The organism is Algoriphagus yeomjeoni (assembly GCF_003259505.1).
Taxonomy (GTDB): Bacteria; Bacteroidota; Bacteroidia; order Cytophagales; family Cyclobacteriaceae; genus Algoriphagus; species Algoriphagus yeomjeoni.
Genome location: NZ_QLLK01000016.1, coordinates 1 through 12,663, shown reverse-complemented (window position 1 = coordinate 12,663; position 12,663 = coordinate 1). Strand labels below are relative to the sequence as shown.

Sequence of the window (12,663 nt, the reverse complement as noted above, 5' to 3'; positions counted from 1 at the left end):
TTTAGATAAACTAGCTTTACTCCGTCCAACTCATCGGATAATTTTCATCCACAAACGCCAGCGCGTCAGTCGTAAGCTGAAGTGATTTGAACGTATCTAGCATCACCGCATACTCATCGGTAGCTTTTGCTCCGATGGATTTCTCCACAGTTCCTGGATGCGGACCATGCGGCAAACCTCCCATATGAAGGGTAAATGAACCTCGGTCTATTCCTTTTCTACTCATAAATTCCCCTTCGGCATAGTATAAGACCTCATCCGAATCGATATTGGAATGATTATATGGCGCAGGAATAGAAAGTGGATGATAATCAAAGAGTCTCGGTACAAAGGAGCAAATCACAAATCCCCAGGCTTGGAAAGTCTGGTGAACTGGAGGTGGCTGATGAATTCTACCAGTTATCGGTTCGAAATCATAAATCGAAAGAGCATATGGATATAAGTACCCATCCCAACCTACAATATCCAGCGGGCTGTGGCCATAAGAGTATTGATGAAGCATTCCCTGCTTTTTGATCTGGACTAGGTATTCACCTTTTTTATCTTCGACATGAAGCTCGTGAGGCGGACGGATATCCCGCTCACAGTACGGTGAATGTTCAAGTAATTGCCCTACCTCATTTCTATAGCGCTTGACCGTCTCGATAGCTCCAAAAGATTCTATAATCAATAAACGTAGCGGGCCCTTTTCCTCAAATTCAAAACGGTAAATTGTAGTGCGAGGAATCACGATATAATCTCCTTTGTGCACTTCCAGTTTTCCAAACTGGGAATACATCACTCCTTCCCCATCGTGCACATAAATTAATTCATCTCCATCTGCATTTTTGAAATAATAATCCATTTTCCGCTGGCGAGGTGAACAAATTCCCATCATCACATCAGAGTTCATCATGAGATTTCTCCGTGCCGACAAGTAATCATCCCCAGTGAACTCCACATTGGAAGTTTTTAGATGAGTTTGCTTTAAACCATGCTCGGTTGCTGCCTTCCAGGAATAAGGTTTCGGTTTGCCTATTGCTGTTACTTCATTAGGATTATTGATATGATAAAGTGTAGAGTAGATTCCCGAGAACCCCTTTGAACTCACGACTTCTTCCTTGTAGAGACTGCCATCTGGCTGTCGGAATTGAGTGTGTCGTTTGGGTGGGATATTTCCCATTCTATGATAATATGCCATTCTTTTTGGGTTTATTTCTTAGCCTAAATTTAATCATTCCATCAAAAGGTCTCTACCTATGCGCTGAAAATGATTTTTTCTCTGCATATCTTTAATGCCGGACAATTAAAATGAGTTCAAAAAACATTCTCAATTTAGATTGAGTTAAAACTGGTAGGAAAATCATAAAAACATTACCGGTTTTGAAGGACCTTCTTGTTTAGAACAAAAAAAATTGGAAAGTCAAGGAGATATCCCTAAACTGAAAACAATTAAGAACCCAGCTTAAATCTATTTATTAATGGAAAACACTGCTTTCAAGAAAAGGAAAATTACAGCCCTAGTAATTATTGGAATTTTGATGCTTTTGATCTATGGTAAAAACCTAACAGAACGCCAAGCTTTTAAAAGTATAAGCAGCACATTCACAGAGGTATATAATGACCGATTGGTTGTAGAGGGGTATATTTTTAGAATTTCAGAAAACCTATTTAGGATTCAAAAGCTGGTAGATCACTGCGATTTGGGCTACGATTATTCCAAAGTAGTAAATGAAATAGCTATGCATGAGAAAAATATTTTGGATATAGTTATTGATTTTGAGCAAACCAACCTCACCGAAAATGAAGAGCAATATTTGACTGATTTCAAAAGTATAATCGAAAATGATTTACAAATCAAAACCTACAGCCTACTCTACTCAGACTCTTCTGGTGTGAATAAAAATCAAGTAAAACTCTACGATCAAAAAATAAGTAAAGCACAAAAGGACTTAGATAATTTGAGTAAAATCCAATTAGAGGAAGGTGAAAAGCTAATCAACAAAGCCAATATCATCATTAACCGATCCCAGATTTGGGCGCAATTTGAAGTGGCTTTGTTGATTATTTTAGCACTGGCAGTTTATTTACTTCTCTTTAGAAGCAAAGTACCTTTTACCTAATCTAAACCTTTAGCTTACTTAAGTACACAGCATTTGCTTCGGCTGCTTTAAGAGGTGTAGTACCTACAAAGCGCTCTTGCTCCACAACGAAATACTCCATTCCATACTTTTTGGACTTCTTGATGATTTCTGCGTAGGGCATTTCACCTGCTCCAAGTAGGACACCTCGATCGTGTGTATCTCCTCCATCTGGTTCAGCATCTTTTACATGACATAGTTTAAATCTACCTGGGAATTTAGCTATGTACTTTAACGGATCGTAACCTGCCACATGAGACCAATACATGTCCAATTCGAAATCCACTAAATCAGGATCAGTATTTGCCATCAAAATATCCTGAGGCAACTGTCCATCAAGCATCTTAAAAGTATAATCGTGGTTGTGATAGGCAAACTTCAGCCCATGGGATTTTAAAGTCGCACCTGCCTTATTGAATCTTTCAGAGATATTTTTCCATTCCTCTACCGAGTTCTGAGCTCCGATATATGGGCAAATCAAGTATTTCATACCCACTTCCGCAGCTTGCTCTGCCTGCTCATCGAGATTTTTGAACACATCAGCATGAGAAGAAATAAAATCAACACCAATATCACTTAATAAACTTTTGCATTCCGCTGGCTTCATTCCCCAGAGAATCCCTTTACCGCCATCAAACCCTTCAAATTGCTTGTAACCAAACCCAGCAAGCTTGCGCATGGTGCCAGCAGCATCCTTTGCCATCTCTTCCTTCACAGAGTATAGTTGAAGTCCAAATTTAGATAGCTTTGCAATTTCCGCCGATCTCGCGGCGATTTCGTAAGGAAATAATGCAGCTCCTACACCAAGCATACCGCCAATCTGAAGGAATTTTCTTCTTTGTTTATTCATAAAATAGGAAGGCCTGCCCTTCGAAAGAGCAGGCCATTTATATAGGTAAATTAATTAAACTGCGTAAGCTTTGTCTCCTTCGTTGTATGGAATACAGGGATCAAATCTCCCAGGTACTTCAACGTAATTTAAGGCTTGAGTCGCTCCGATTTCAGAAGTAAAGTAGCCAAGAACTGTCAAGTCACGAAGCATATTAATTACCTCTGGGCTTCTAGCTTCAGCGCTAACTTTATAAGCTTCATACATCCCATTTAAATAAGCTAATCTTTCCTCTGCAGGAGCTCCTACAAAGCTCTTACCATTAGCCGCTTTGAAATCCTTACCAAGCTTATTCACTCCGTCTACAAAAGTCTTTTGGCTATCTCCGTCGTAGGTGTCTTTCACCATCATTACCATAAAGGAACCAATTCCTACAGCTTTAGCTCCAGGAGTGTTGGTCTCAGGAATGATAGTATCTCCCAACTCGTCCAAGAAAGCAATGTCATTTGGATCAAAGTCCAAACCCTCTATTTGGTTTTCAGGAGTACAGCCTGTCATGATTGCCGTAGCGCCAACCATTGTGCCTCCCATCATTACCATGACGCTTTTCAAAGCGTCTCTTCTATTCATAGTCATAGTCTTGTCTTTTACGATTAGAGATTTTGCTTTTTCAATTCATCTACTGCGAAAGCTGCTGCTCTTGCAGTCAACGCCATATAAGTAAGTGAAGGATTTACAGCTGCAGCCGAAGTCATACATGCTCCATCAGTCACAAACACATTCTTCGCTTCCCAAACTTGGTTATTCCCATTCAAAACTGAAGTTTTCGGGTCTCTACCCATTCTTGCAGTTCCCATTTCGTGAATGCCTTGTCCGAAGGTATAGCCAGAATCATATTCATTGATATTTTTGAAACCAGCCACTTCAAGCATCTCTGCCGCATCGGCCATCATATCCTTACGCATTTTGATTTCATTGTCTTTGATCTCAGCATTCATCACCAAGGATTCCAGACCCCATTTATCTTTTACAGTATCACTTAGTTTGATAGTGTTTTCATGGTATGGCAAAATTTCTCCAAACGCCGTAATTCCCATAGACCATGGTCCTGGCTGTGTAAGTGCCTCTTTCATTGGAGCCCCAAAATTCAATTCAGCAACATCACGCGTCCATCCACTTCGGCTAGCTCCTCCTTGGTATCCAAAACCTCTTAGGTAATCTCTTTTATCACCGTTTACATTTCGGAATCTTGGGATATAAAGACCTGTAGGTCTGCGCCCAAAATAATACTTATCCTCATAGCCATCCATGGTACCACTAGCTCCCAAACGGAAATGGTGATCCATTACATTATGCCCAAGCTCCCCTGAACTACTACCTAATCCACCCGGCCAAATATCCGTAGCTGTACGCATAAGGATAGCTGTTGAGTTGAAAGCTGAAGCACAGAGGAAGACGATCTTCGCATCGAACTCAATAGTTTCGTTGGTTTGCCCATCGATGATCTCTACTCCCGTTGCTTTCTTAGTGTCTTTATCATAAATCAATCTTCTTACAATTGACCAAGGACGAAGCGTAAGATTACCAGTAGCTTCAGCTGCAGGCAAGGTAGATGCTTGAGTACTGAAATATCCTCCAAAAGGACAACCTAATGAACATTTGTTTCGGTACTGACAACCAGGCCTACCAGGAAGTGGCTGGGTAATATTTGCTGGACGGCCGATAGTCCATGTTCTGGCACCTTGGTAATGTTCTTTGATTTTTGCTGCGGCATCTGTCTCTACACAATTCATAGGCATAGGAGGCATAAACTCACCGTCCGGAAGTACATCTAATCCGTCTTTGGAACCAGAAACTCCGGCAAATTTCTCCACATAAGAATACCAAGGAGCAATATCTTTATAGCGAATAGGCCAATCTACGGCAACGCCTTCTTTTACATTTCCTTCAAAATCTAAATCAGACCATCTGTACGATTGTCTTCCCCAAAGAAGAGAACGACCACCAACTTGATATCCACGGAACCAAGTGAACGGTTTTTCTTCAACATAAGGTGAATCATCTTCGTGTGCCCACCAGTCAAGATTAAGCTCATTCAGAACATAATCTCTTCTTAAGTTTGGGTGATTTTCCAGCTGTTCCTGTGTTCTTCTACCTCGATGAGGCACTTCCCAAGGTGGAAGGGTAGCTGTTTTATAATCTTTAATGTGTTCTACATTTGGGCCTCTTTCCAGCAATAATACCTTAAGACCTTTTTCTGTTAATTCTTTCGCAGCCCAACCGCCACTTATTCCTGACCCAACTACAATTGCGTCATATGATTCATTTGCCATATATATGGGTGTTTGATTTAAATGTTAATTACACGTCACAGATTTGTACTCCCTGAGCTAAAGCCGCTATTTTATCTGCAGATTTTGGAATAAACTCATGGGATACATACCCCTTGAAACCTGTAGCTACTATAGCTTTCATCAAAGCTGGATAATAAATTTCCTGAGTATCATCCAGCTCATTTCTTCCTGGATTACCTGCAGTATGATAATGACCAAAGTATTGGTGATTATCATTTACGCTTCGGATCAAATCACCCTCATCGATCTGCATATGATAGATGTCATATAGTAGTTTGAAGTTTTCACTACCCAATCGCTTACATAACTCCACGCCAAAAGCGGATTTATCGCACAGATAATCTTTATGGTTCACTCTACTGTTGAGCAGCTCCATCTGAATGATTACTCCATGCTTTTCAGCTAAAGGGATAATTTTCTCAAGTCCTATTTGGCAATTTTTCAATCCAGTTTCATCATCCATCCCTCTTCGATTTCCAGAGAAACAAATTAGATTTTTGTAGCCTGCATCTGCTACTTTAGGAATCATTTCTGTGTAATTCTTGATGAGTTGATCGTGATATTTTACCTCGCCAAATCCTTCCGTCAGGCTGATTTCAGCGCCGTTACACATGGAGGAATCCAGACCATGTTTTTTAAGTATGTGCCAATTACTAGGTCCTATTAAGTCTATTCCTTTGATGCCAATTTTCTTTGCCTCGGCACAGAAAGCATCAAGTTCAAAATCTCTGAAACACCAGTGACAAACGCCATGGTTAATATTTCCTTTCAATTCGTATGGTTTCTCTTCCTTCATCTCGAACGAAGAAAGGGTGCTGAAAGCAGCGCCTCCGAGTAAAACTTTTTTGAAAGATTCTCTTCTTCCATTATCAATACGTTTGGTCATTAGGGTTTTAATTGAAGTTAATTTATTTGTTCCTTCTTGAAAAGAGCAGTGAAAAGTAGCAAAACCAAAACAGAAATACCAGAAGGAATTAACCAAATTGATTGCCAAATGTGTTCTCCACCATCATTCGAATAATAATTTGAAATCAAACCCGCCGCCCAGAAGCCAATTAGCATCCCTATTCCGTAGGTAGCCAAAGTAATTAAACCTTGAGCTGATGATTTATATTTTGTTCCTGCATGAAAGTCGGTATAAATCTGACCACTCACAAAAAAGAAATCATAGCATATCCCATGAAGAGCGATCCCAGCTAGAAGCATCCAAACGCCCTCATTTGCATCTCCTAAAGCGAAGAAAGCATAGCGTACTGCCCAAGCTATCATGGCGACAATCAAGGTTTTTTTAATGCCAAATCTGACGAAGAAAATTGGTAAAGCCAGCATAAAAATCACCTCTGAAGCTTGCCCCATTGCCATTTTCCCAGTAGAATTTTCCATACCTATCTCAGTCAGAAATGGGCTTGTGCTTTGATAGTAGAAAGCAAGAGGAATGCAGATCAGAATCGAGGAAACGAAGAAAACCGCGTAATTTTTATGTTTTAGCATTCCTAATGCATCTAGTCCTAGTGCTTCAGAAAGTTTGAATTGTCCCTTGACCCTAGCCTGTGGGGGAGTATGCGGAAGCATAAAACTAAACACCCCTAATATTAAAGAGCTAATGGCTGCCATCATCCAGGTATTTCTCAATAAACCTTCCCTTAATCCTACCTGACTATCCCATGACAAAAAACTGATCAATAACCCGGCTGTGATCCAACCTATTGTACCCCAAACTCGAATAAATGAAAATTCCTTAGCAGGATTTTTCATTTGATGAAAGGAGATTGAATTGACCAAAGCTAAAGTTGGCATAAACAGAATCATGTATAAAAGTAGGATTGGGAAAAATCCAGAGAAATCAGATGAAGTGTAGAGTACATACATCAGGCCAGCACCCATTAGATGAATCACTCCCAAGATTCGCTGTGCATGAAAATACCGGTCAGCAATCAACCCTACTATAAATGGTGCGATGATGGCACCGAATGATTGCGTAGAAAAAGCCAGAGAGACATCCTGATCTTTTGCCGTTAGATTTGATCCAAGAAAAGTCCCCATAGTTACATACCATGAACTCCAAATAAAAAACTCCAAAAACATCATTAAAGAAAGGCGAAGCTTTACGTTGATATTCATGGGTTTAGGAAAAGATTAGGATTACGATAACTATTAAGAATTAGGTATGGTTTAAACTTTAACCAATTTGAAGTATTTTAGAGCGTACAAACTACTTCATAAAGTTCTGACTTGAAACCAACTCAAAAGCCACTCATACCAAGATGAAGCTATTGGTCAATTATTCTATCAATTCAGTCGAAGACCGAAGGTTTTTCAATTCAGATTCAATTATTTCAAGTATTTAATCCTGAATATATAGTCTTTTTACATATGTTATCCTCAGAAAAATTAAAAATCGGACTAATAGGTGGTGGTCCAGGGTCTTTTATCGGAGCTATTCATTTAAATGGAGCATTGATGGACGGCATGTTCGAACTTGTCGCAGGTGCATTCAGCTCAAATCCTGAAAAATCAAAACAACGAGGGGAAGAACTCATGCTAGACCCTACACGTGTTTATGCCAGTTATGATGAGATGTTTGCCAAGGAACTTGAACTTCCAGAGTCTGAGCGAATTGACGTGGTTGCTATTGTGACCCCAAATAATGTCCATTTCGATCCTGCAGTAAAAGCACTTAAGCATGGCTTTCATGTCGCATTGGACAAGCCGCTGACTTTAAATTACCAAGAAGCTAAGGACCTCTACCATATTGTAAAAGCTTCTGACAAGCGTTTCTTACTGACGCATACTTACTCAGGGTATCCTATGATCAAGCAAGCAAAACAAATGATTGCTGAAGGTGAAATAGGTAAAGTGAGAAAAGTGTACGTAGAATATCCTCAAGGTTGGCTTTGGAAATTACTCGAATCAGAAAACAACAAGCAGGCAGAATGGCGGACCGATCCGAAGAGAAACGGATTAGCGGGCTGCATGGGAGATATAGGCACGCATGCATTCCACTTAGCAGAGTATGTTTCTGGAGAAAAGGTATCTGCTATTTGCGCAGATTTATATATTAAAATTGAAGGAAGACCCATCGACGATGATGGCGTAGTTTTGATGAGGTTTGAAAATGGTGCTTCTGGCGTACTTACAGCTTCGCAAACAGACACAGGTGCAGAAAACAATCTCAGAATTCGCATCTATGGCGAAAAAGGCGGCTTGGAATGGCAGCAAGAGTTAAATAACACGCTGATTGCCCGATGGCCAGACGCTCCAGCCCAGATTTTAAGAGCTGGAACAGGATACCTTGGGTCTCTGGCAAATGAAAACACCAGAACCCCAGCAGGACACCCAGAAGGCTACGTGGAGGCATTTGCTAATTTGTATAGAAATTTTGCACGCTGTATCTATGCAGAGAGAGCCGGAGAAATTCCAAAACCTGAATGGGAAGATTACCCTGGTATAGAAGATGGAATCAGAGGAATGGCTTTCATAGATCATGTATTAAAAAGCAATGAGTCTGATACGAAGTGGACACCATTCATAGTTGAAAAATAAATTCTTGAACCTAATATTTTAATCTAAGAAAAATGAAGACAATTAAAGGCCCTGCGATTTTCCTCGCACAATTTATTGACGACAAAGAACCATTTAATAATCTTAAGAACATTTGTAACTACATGGCCGACCTTGGCTATGCTGGTGTTCAAATACCATCTTGGGATGGTCGAATGATTGATTTGCAGAAAGCTGCAGAAAGTAAAACTTACGCAGATGAGATCAAGGGTACAGTAGAAGAAGCTGGCTTACAGGTTACTGAATTATCTACTCACCTGCAAGGACAATTGGTAGCTGTTCATCCGGCATACAACGAGTTATTTGATGGCTTTGCTCCTGATAATCTGAAGGGAAACCTGCAAGGAAAAACTGACTGGGCAGTGCAGCAATTGAAGTATGCAGCAAAAGCTTCTCACAATATGGGGCTCACCGCACATGCTACTTTTTCGGGTGCATTGATGTGGCATACGGTTTATCCATGGCCTCAAAGACCTGCTGGTTTGGTCGAAACTGGATTCACTGAGCTAGCCAAAAGATGGACTCCTATCCTTGATGAATTCGATAAATACGGCGTTGATGTATGCTATGAGCTTCACCCGGGAGAAGATTTGCATGACGGAGTGACATTTGAAATGTTTCTAGATAAAGTCAATAATCATAAGCGTGCCAACATCCTGTATGACCCAAGCCACTTTGTGCTACAGTGCTTAGACTATTTGCAATTCATTGATTTTTACCATGAAAGAATCAAAATGTTCCACGTAAAAGATGCTGAGTTCAACCCGACAGGGAAGCAAGGCGTCTATGGTGGATACCAAGGATGGGTAGAGCGAGCAGGTCGCTTCAGATCTTTGGGAGACGGCCAAGTTGATTTTAGCGGAATTTTTAGCAAACTTTCGCAGTACGATTATGATGGATGGGCCGTTTTGGAATGGGAGTGTGCGATCAAGCATCCTGAGCAAGGAGCCGCAGAAGGCGCTCCATTTATCGCATCCCACATCATTAACGTCACAGAAAAAGCATTTGATGACTTTGCTGGTAGAGGAGCAGACGAGGAATTCAACAAACGAATTTTAGGAATCTAATTACTTAAACAATTTATTTATAACATTTATGAAAATCACAAAACCAATAAACTTTGCAATTGCAGCAATGGCAGGATTGGCATTTGCCTGCGGTGGCGGAGAAAAAACTACTGAAACCGCTGAAACTGTCGCTACCCCAGCGACACCTGAAGTAGAAATGAGTTTGGAAGAAAAATACCAAGATAATCCAATTTACATCAAAGGTTTAGCAAAATTAAAGGCTTCTGATTGTACATCTTGTCATATGGTAGAAAGGAAGATCGTAGGCCCTTCCTATGCAGATGTAGCAGCTAAATACGAAGCTACGGAAGAAAACATCGAAATGCTGGCCAAAAAAGTAATTGAAGGTGGCGTGGGAACCTGGGGGGAAATCCCAATGCCTCCACACCCAGCTTTGAGCATAGAAGATGCTAAGGATATGGTAGCATACGTTCTACTTTTGAAAAAGTAAAATGAAGATTAACTATATCATCGTCGCAGCTTTGGCAGGAATCCTTGCTTCATGCTCTGGCGAGAAAACAGTCGAAACTGAAGTAGAAGAAGTGACTGTTTCTGAATCTCAGGAAGAAGAATGGGTTGATCTATTTGCAAATAATGATTTCTCCAAGTGGCATAAATACAATGGAGGAGATGCCATAGATGCCTGGAAAATTGAAAATGGTGAAGTCTATCTTGATGTAGAGAATATTGACAAGGAAGCCGGAGAAGGAGGAGATATCGTAACCAATGAAGAATATGAGAATTTTCATTTGAAATACGATTGGAAAATCGCCGAGAACGGTAATAGTGGTCTCATATTCTATGTACAAGAAGCTCCAGAATATGAGAACACCTATAATACTGGCTTAGAAATGCAGGTGCTAGATAATGATGGCCACCCTGATGCTAAAATCATCAGCCATAGAGCTGGAGACCTGTATGATTTGATTGTAAGCAGTGAAGAAACCGTTAAGCCACATGGAGAGTGGAACTCAGCGGAGATCATCTCAAACAATGGCCAGCTAGATCTTATTCTTAACGGAACCACAGTGGTAAGCACTACGCTTTGGACACCTGAATGGGAAGCATTGGTTGCTGACAGCAAATTCAAGAACATGCCTAATTGGGGTACGTTCAAAAAGGGGAGAATTGCACTCCAAGATCATAGTGATCTAGTTTATTTTAAAAATGTGATGATTAAGAAGCTTTAAGGAAACTTCCCTTTGAGTCTGCCCCCATTAAGTGAATAGCTTGATGGGGGCATTTTTTTTTCCTTCCATCCTACTTCCTTTAATGGTGAAGGAATGACACAACAAACCATAGAAATGCCTAAAAATAAGAAAAGCAGCCCGTTTGGACTGCTATCTAGTGATCCCGCTGGGGCTCGTTCCGACAACTGTACGGAACCAGGACCCTCCCGATTAGAATCGGGATGCCCTACTGTGCAGAGCAAATTAATTCTTCAATGTATTTCCTAGATTTCATTTTTTTGATTTGTAATTCCCTTCGCTTTGCAGAAGGTAAATCATCGAAAAATTCCGTATAAACTACTGTCCAAGGGATTCCAGTTGAAGTAAATTTTGAATGACCTATATTGTGTTCATAAAGGCGCCTTTCAATATTGGTACATGCACCAACATAGTATTTGTTAAGTTTTTCTGAAAACAGGATATAAACAGAAGCCATAAAAAGCGATTGCCATAAAAATAAGAAAAGCAGACCATTTCTAGTCTGCTTTCTTGTGATCCCTCTGGGGCTCGTTCCGACAACTGTACGGAACCAGGACCCTCCCGATTAGAATCGGGATGCCCTACTGAGTTGAGTCTACTAACGCTTCAATATATTTTCTAGATTTCATCTTTTTAATTTGGGATTCTCTCCTTTTGGCAGATGGTAGATCTTCGAAAGCCTCTTTATACACGACCCTCCATGGAATTCCCGTAGAGGTAAATCTGGAATGACCAATATTATGCTCATATAAGCGCCTTTCTAATTCTTTGCATGCACCAACGTAGTATTTGTTTAGCTTTTCAGAGAAAAGGATGTAAAGAGTGGCCATGGTTAAAAAAAGATTGCCATAAAAATAAGAAAAGCAGACCATTTCTAGTCTGCTTTCTTGTGATCCCTCTGGGGCTCGAACCCAGGACCCATACATTAAAAGTGTATTGCTCTACCAGCTGAGCTAAGGAATCATATTATATAATAGTGAATCATTATCCACTTTGTATTTCTTTTCTTTAACTCCAAACCAGTACCCTCCCGATCAAAATCGGGATGCTCTACCAGCTGAGCTACGGAATCGGTAATTAATAATAAAACAAAAAGCGGAACGTGATTCCGCTTTTGAATAGTGATCCTGTCAGGACTCGAACCTGAAACCTACTGCTTAGAAGGCAGTTGCTCTATCCGGTTGAGCTACAGGACCGGACAATTAGTGAGAAGTGAACTTCAAACTAACAATAATAAAGTCGGGGTGGCAGGATTCGAACCTACGACCTCCTCGTCCCAAACGAGGCGCGATACCGGGCTACGCTACACCCCGAAACTTTCTTTTTAACTCCTTGTAAGTTAAAACTGTAATTTTGTCAAGGCTTTTCTTGACGCTATCAAGTGATCCCGCTGGGGCTCGAACCCAGGACCCATACATTAAAAGTGTATTGCTCTACCAGCTGAGCTACGGAATCATATTGTTTTTAGTAGATCGTTATCCACTCGGTAATTTCATTTTCTTTGACTCAAACCCAGAACCCTCC

Annotated in this window: 13 protein-coding genes and 4 tRNA genes; 5 read left to right on the top strand and 12 right to left on the bottom strand. The window is 40.5% G+C overall.

From position 1 onward, the window contains the following. Window positions 1–16 precede the first annotated feature (16 nt). Window positions 17–1,180, bottom strand: coding sequence for a homogentisate 1,2-dioxygenase (locus LV83_RS19400; RefSeq protein WP_111613229.1), 1,164 nt, complete (start codon window positions 1,178–1,180; stop codon window positions 17–19). Between the two features lie 280 nt (window positions 1,181–1,460). Between LV83_RS19400 and LV83_RS19395 the strand changes: the two genes are divergently transcribed. Continuing rightward, window positions 1,461–2,102, top strand: coding sequence for an MCP four helix bundle domain-containing protein (locus tag LV83_RS19395; RefSeq protein WP_111613228.1), 642 nt, complete (start codon window positions 1,461–1,463; stop codon window positions 2,100–2,102). A gap of 1 nt (window position 2,103) precedes the next feature. Here LV83_RS19395 and LV83_RS19390 read toward each other — a convergent pair whose 3' ends face one another. Genes LV83_RS19390 through LV83_RS19370 form a run of 5 tightly spaced genes read right to left on the bottom strand, consistent with a single transcriptional unit; the run spans window position 2,104 to window position 7,424 of the window. Beyond that, window positions 2,104–2,970 (bottom strand): sugar phosphate isomerase/epimerase family protein, encoded by an 867-nt coding sequence (locus LV83_RS19390; protein WP_111613227.1) that lies wholly within the window; start codon window positions 2,968–2,970, stop codon window positions 2,104–2,106. A gap of 54 nt (window positions 2,971–3,024) precedes the next feature. Beyond that, the gene (locus LV83_RS19385; protein ID WP_111613226.1) at window positions 3,025–3,585 is read right to left on the bottom strand and encodes a gluconate 2-dehydrogenase subunit 3 family protein; all 561 of its coding nucleotides are present in this window, start codon (window positions 3,583–3,585) and stop codon (window positions 3,025–3,027) included. A 17-nt stretch (window positions 3,586–3,602) separates the two neighbouring features. Beyond that, window positions 3,603–5,282: a GMC oxidoreductase gene (locus tag LV83_RS19380; protein ID WP_111613225.1), complete on the bottom strand. Its 1,680-nt coding sequence runs from the start codon at window positions 5,280–5,282 to the stop codon at window positions 3,603–3,605. A 28-nt stretch (window positions 5,283–5,310) separates the two neighbouring features. Beyond that, window positions 5,311–6,189, bottom strand: a complete 879-nt coding sequence (locus LV83_RS19375) for a hydroxypyruvate isomerase family protein (protein WP_111613224.1) — start codon at window positions 6,187–6,189, stop codon at window positions 5,311–5,313. A gap of 17 nt (window positions 6,190–6,206) precedes the next feature. Continuing rightward, window positions 6,207–7,424 carry a nucleoside permease gene (locus tag LV83_RS19370; RefSeq protein ID WP_111613223.1) on the bottom strand — a complete coding sequence of 406 codons (1,218 nt, stop codon included), beginning with the start codon at window positions 7,422–7,424 and terminating at the stop codon, window positions 6,207–6,209. A gap of 252 nt (window positions 7,425–7,676) precedes the next feature. Here LV83_RS19370 and LV83_RS19365 point away from each other — a divergent pair, with 252 nt between their 5' ends. The 4 genes from LV83_RS19365 to LV83_RS19350 are packed head-to-tail and all read left to right on the top strand — an operon-like array spanning window position 7,677 to window position 11,121. Further along, the gene (locus tag LV83_RS19365; RefSeq protein WP_111613222.1) at window positions 7,677–8,846 is read left to right on the top strand and encodes a Gfo/Idh/MocA family protein; all 1,170 of its coding nucleotides are present in this window, start codon (window positions 7,677–7,679) and stop codon (window positions 8,844–8,846) included. Between the two features lie 32 nt (window positions 8,847–8,878). Next, window positions 8,879–9,931: a sugar phosphate isomerase/epimerase family protein gene (locus LV83_RS19360; protein WP_111613221.1), complete on the top strand. Its 1,053-nt coding sequence runs from the start codon at window positions 8,879–8,881 to the stop codon at window positions 9,929–9,931. Window positions 9,932–9,959: 28 nt separating this feature from the next. Beyond that, window positions 9,960–10,382, top strand: a complete 423-nt coding sequence (locus LV83_RS19355; protein WP_111613220.1) for a c-type cytochrome — start codon at window positions 9,960–9,962, stop codon at window positions 10,380–10,382. A gap of 1 nt (window position 10,383) precedes the next feature. Continuing rightward, entirely contained in the window at window positions 10,384–11,121 is a 738-nt protein-coding gene (locus LV83_RS19350; protein WP_111613219.1) for a 3-keto-disaccharide hydrolase, read from the top strand. A 226-nt stretch (window positions 11,122–11,347) separates the two neighbouring features. On the opposite strand, the gene LV83_RS19345 is transcribed toward LV83_RS19350, so the two are convergent. The 6 genes from LV83_RS19345 to LV83_RS19320 all read right to left on the bottom strand — a co-directional run bounded on the left by LV83_RS19345 (window position 11,348) and on the right by LV83_RS19320 (window position 12,594). Then, a complete protein-coding gene (locus tag LV83_RS19345; RefSeq protein ID WP_111613218.1) occupies window positions 11,348–11,596 on the bottom strand; it encodes a GIY-YIG nuclease family protein in 249 nt (82 codons plus the stop codon). Between the two features lie 124 nt (window positions 11,597–11,720). Then, window positions 11,721–11,969, bottom strand: coding sequence for a GIY-YIG nuclease family protein (locus LV83_RS19340; RefSeq protein ID WP_111613217.1), 249 nt, complete (start codon window positions 11,967–11,969; stop codon window positions 11,721–11,723). A 60-nt stretch (window positions 11,970–12,029) separates the two neighbouring features. Continuing rightward, a tRNA-Lys gene (locus tag LV83_RS19335) sits at window positions 12,030–12,102 on the bottom strand. Window positions 12,103–12,261: 159 nt separating this feature from the next. Further along, window positions 12,262–12,335: transfer RNA gene (locus LV83_RS19330), tRNA-Arg, on the bottom strand. Window positions 12,336–12,378: 43 nt separating this feature from the next. Beyond that, window positions 12,379–12,452, bottom strand: a tRNA-Pro gene (locus LV83_RS19325). 69 nt (window positions 12,453–12,521) lie between these two features. Beyond that, window positions 12,522–12,594, bottom strand: a tRNA-Lys gene (locus LV83_RS19320). Window positions 12,595–12,663 lie beyond the last annotated feature (69 nt).

Bases quoted from the DNA above. Each gene is read 5' to 3' on its own strand.
- LV83_RS19360 (WP_111613221.1), top strand. From the start codon at position 8,879: ATGAAGACAATTAAAGGCCCTGCGATTTTCCTCGCACAATTTATTGAC.
- LV83_RS19400 (WP_111613229.1), bottom strand. From the start codon at position 1,180: ATGGCATATTATCATAGAATGGGAAATATCCCACCCAAACGACACACT.
- LV83_RS19370 (WP_111613223.1), bottom strand. From the start codon at position 7,424: ATGAATATCAACGTAAAGCTTCGCCTTTCTTTAATGATGTTTTTGGAG.
- LV83_RS19355 (WP_111613220.1), top strand. From the start codon at position 9,960: ATGAAAATCACAAAACCAATAAACTTTGCAATTGCAGCAATGGCAGGA.
- LV83_RS19390 (WP_111613227.1), bottom strand. From the start codon at position 2,970: ATGAATAAACAAAGAAGAAAATTCCTTCAGATTGGCGGTATGCTTGGT.
- LV83_RS19385 (WP_111613226.1), bottom strand. From the start codon at position 3,585: ATGACTATGAATAGAAGAGACGCTTTGAAAAGCGTCATGGTAATGATG.
- LV83_RS19375 (WP_111613224.1), bottom strand. From the start codon at position 6,189: ATGACCAAACGTATTGATAATGGAAGAAGAGAATCTTTCAAAAAAGTT.
- LV83_RS19350 (WP_111613219.1), top strand. From the start codon at position 10,384: ATGAAGATTAACTATATCATCGTCGCAGCTTTGGCAGGAATCCTTGCT.
- LV83_RS19380 (WP_111613225.1), bottom strand. From the start codon at position 5,282: ATGGCAAATGAATCATATGACGCAATTGTAGTTGGGTCAGGAATAAGT.
- LV83_RS19365 (WP_111613222.1), top strand. From the start codon at position 7,677: ATGTTATCCTCAGAAAAATTAAAAATCGGACTAATAGGTGGTGGTCCA.
- LV83_RS19395 (WP_111613228.1), top strand. From the start codon at position 1,461: ATGGAAAACACTGCTTTCAAGAAAAGGAAAATTACAGCCCTAGTAATT.
- LV83_RS19340 (WP_111613217.1), bottom strand. From the start codon at position 11,969: ATGGCCACTCTTTACATCCTTTTCTCTGAAAAGCTAAACAAATACTAC.
- LV83_RS19345 (WP_111613218.1), bottom strand. From the start codon at position 11,596: ATGGCTTCTGTTTATATCCTGTTTTCAGAAAAACTTAACAAATACTAT.